The sequence below is a fragment of the Desulfuromonadales bacterium genome (assembly GCA_035620395.1).
GTDB lineage: Bacteria > Desulfobacterota > Desulfuromonadia > Desulfuromonadales > DASPGW01 > DASPGW01.
In genome coordinates this window covers 1-3,513 of sequence record DASPGW010000214.1, presented here as the reverse complement: position 1 = coordinate 3,513, position 3,513 = coordinate 1, and the positions used below count along the sequence as shown (strand labels likewise).

Annotated in this window: 3 protein-coding genes; all 3 read left to right on the top strand. The window is 60.3% G+C overall.

Translation table 11 applies throughout. The annotated features are described in order from the left end of the window. Positions 1-2,054: hypothetical protein (locus VD811_11855; GenBank protein HXV21669.1), on the top strand; the 2,054-nt coding region annotated here is incomplete at its 5' end. A 68-nt stretch (positions 2,055-2,122) separates the two neighbouring features. After that, positions 2,123-2,638: a hypothetical protein gene (locus VD811_11850; GenBank protein HXV21668.1), complete on the top strand. Its 516-nt coding sequence runs from the start codon at positions 2,123-2,125 to the stop codon at positions 2,636-2,638. 135 nt (positions 2,639-2,773) lie between these two features. Next, positions 2,774-3,513: tetratricopeptide repeat protein (locus VD811_11845; GenBank protein ID HXV21667.1), on the top strand; the 740-nt coding region annotated here is incomplete at its 3' end.

The following is a 3,513-nucleotide window of genomic DNA, read 5'->3' as shown; positions in this document are numbered from 1 at the left end:
TGAGTCCGGCGCTCGACTACGACATCGATTATCTGCAGGGTCGCATCCTGCTGACGCAGCCGCTTTCCGGAACGGCGGACGACAGCCTGCTGGTGCAAAGCGGCTCCTTCAGCGGGCATCCGGTCTTCCTGGTGGTCCGCTATGAATTCACCCCCGGGTTCGATGACCTGGACACGCTGGCGACGGGCGGGCGGGCGCATTACTGGTTCAATGATCACCTCAAGGTCGGCCTGACCGCCAGCAACCAGGAAGAAGTGGGGAGTGAAAGCAAACTTAATGCTGCGGACGTGACCCTCCGCAAGTCCTCGGCCTCCTGGCTCAGGCTGGAAGCGGGGCGCAGCGAAGGCCCGGGAGTGCTGACTACGAACTCTCTGGACGGCGGTTTCGATTTCGCCACACCGGACTCCCTGAACGAAACCGAGGCCATGGGGTATCGCCTCGACGCCAGCATCGGCTTTCAGGACGTCTTCGAGAAAGGGCGGGGCCAGACCACCTTCTACCTCCAGGACCTTGAGGCGGGCTATTCGGCACCGGGCCTGGCCACCGACCGGGACCTGACCCAGTATGGCGGCACGGCGGCTCTGCCTCTCTCCGACCGCTTCGGCCTGCGGCTCAAGGCCGACCGGCGGATTCAGAGCAACGTCCCCGGGACGCAGGCCGGCGGGCTGGAGACGCAGGCCGGCGAGATGAATGTGGATTACCAGCTGGGCGAGCACTGGACCCTGAGCACGGGCGTGCGCCATGACAGCCGTGATGACCGATCGGCGCCTGCGCAAATCGTCCCCACCCAGGAACAGGGCGATCGCACCGATATGGTGGCCCAGCTGTTGTACGATTCCCGGACGCGCTGGAGTGCCTACGGTTTTGCGCAGGAGTCTCTGCACACGACCGGAAACCGCGAGGAGAATGCCCGGATCGGCGCCGGCGGCAGTTATCGGCTGACCGATCGCTTCAAGGTCACCGGTGAAGTTTCCGAGGGCGATCTCGGGGAGGCCGGCCGGCTCGGGACGGAATTCCTGTATTCCGACCGGACCAATCTCTACCTCAACTATGCCCTCGAAAACGAGCGCACGGACAACGGGCTGCGCGCCAGGAAGGGGAATCTGGCTTCCGGTTTCCGCACCCGTTATTCCGACAGCGCCAGCATCTACCTCGAAGAGCGCTATACCCATGGCGACGTGCCGACCGGCCTGATGCATTCCACCGGCGTCGACCTCGCGCCCACCGACCGCCTCAACCTGGGTGCGAACCTGGACTTCGGCACCCTCGAGGACTTTCAGACGGGGGCCGAACTCAAGCGAACGGCGGCCGGCGTGAGCGTCGGCTACGGCTTCGAAAAGCTGAAGATCGCCAGTGCCCTGGAGTACCGGGTGGACGATACCGAACAGCCGGATACCAGCACCTCCAAGCGCACTACCTGGCTGGTGAAGAACAGCCTCAGGTACCAACTGTCCCCGGACTGGCGGCTCCTCGGCAAGTTCAATTATGCCCACAGCGAGAGTTCCCTGGGCCAGGCTTTCGACGGCGACTACACGGAAGCGGTACTGGGCTACGCCTATCGCCCCGTTCACCATGACCGGCTGAATGCCCTGTTCAAGTACACCTACTTCTACAACGTGCCGGCGGCCGAACAGGTGGCTGGCAGCCTGACCCGGCCGGTGACCGGCGTGATCCAGCGCAGCCATATCGGGGCCGTGGACGTCATGTATGACCTGACGGCGAGGTGGACCGTCGGCGGCAAGTACGCCTACCGCCACGGCGAGGTGAGCCAGGATCGGGAAGACCGGGAGTTCTTCAGCAGCCGGGCGCATCTTTATGTCGTGCGCGCCGACTGGCACTTCCTCCACCGCTGGGATGCCCTGGTGGAGGCCCGGTTGCTCGACCTGCCGGACGCCCAGGATCAGCGCAGCGGCGCCCTGCTCGGTCTCTACCGACATCTGGGCAACCACATCAAGGTCGGTGCCGGCTACAACTTCAGCGACTTCTCCGACGATCTGACCAACCTGGATTTCCGGCACCAGGGACTGTTCATCAACCTGATCGGGATGATGTAGATCGTTTCTGGTTTCAGACCAGTCCGACAGGTCGGACTGGTCACACACTCGAAAGCAAGGTGGAAAAGATGAGCAACTCTCTGAAAATGGTCCTTTCGGCGGTTTCGATTCTTCTGTTGAGCTTCCCCGCTTACGCGCAGGAGGTCACCAAGGAACAGATCAAGGGGCTGGATGAGCAGATTCAGGAAATCAAGGCCGATGCCCTCGGCATTGCGGCGGAACTGAACCGGTTGGAGGAAAAGCTGCTGTATCCATCCGATACCCAGGTCGCGGTTTTCGTGTCTCTGGCCAATGGTGAAAAGTTCCGCCTCGATTCGGTCGAGATCCAACTGAGCGGCAAGCCGGTAGCCCAGCACCTCTATACCTTCAAGGAACTCGAAGCCCTGCAGAAAGGTGGGGTACAGCGCATCTATACCGGCAATATCACGACCGGCGAACACGACCTGCAGGTGACTCTCCTCGGAAAAACTGCGGGAGGCACCGATTTCAGAAAAACGGAGAGCTTCAATGTGACCAAGGACGTCGGGCCGAAGATCGTCGAGTTCACTCTGGCTAGTCAGGATATTACGCTGAAGGACTGGTAACAAATCGATTTTTTCACCGCCGAGAACGCAGAGAAAACTTTTGCAAGGTCTTTTGACTTTCTCTGTGAACTCTGCGGCAAACCTGGTTTTTGCGAGACCATTATGATCAGGCTAATCATTTTACTGGCATCTCTGTTGTTCGCATCGTCTTCGCTGGCGGCCAGTACCCTCGCTGCGAATGAACGGATCGTTCTGGCCAGTACGACCGCTCCTAAGGAGCTGAAGGACCTCTATTTCGGCGAGGCCCTCTATTACGCCTTCCAGGGGGACTGGTTCGATTCGATTGCCCGGCTCGACACCGAACTGGGGCAGTTCCATGGTCTCGATGAACCCGAGCTCGACTCGCTTTTCACCCATCTCAACCACGCAGAGTTCGCCGTGGGTGATTTCGAGCTCGCTTACCGGATGCACTATCGCGCCGGCCGTGCCATCACGGCAGTCATCGAAGGGAATGTCGAAGAACCCGTGCGTAATGAGGCGATTTTCCGGCTGGCCCGAATCTATTTCCAGAAAGACCAGCCGGAAAATGCCTTGCATGCCGTTGAGCGTATTCGAGGAAGCGTGCCCGAACGAATTCGTGATGATCTGACTTTCCTCCGCGCGCAAATCTTCCTGGCGAACGGCCGCTTTGCTGAGGCCGCGCGTATCCTGAAAGAGCTCCAGGGTACGAAAAGCCTGGAGGGCTTTACGACCTACAACCTGGGTATCGCGCTGTTAAGGGACGGCAGGGAACTGGACGGACGCCAGTATCTCGACCGTACCGGGCAGATTGCCAGCAACAGCCCTTCCACGCTGGCGATCAAGGACAAATCGAACCTGGTCCTGGGTTACAAGTTGCTCGATGAGAACAATTTCGAGGGTGCCAGGCAGGTGCT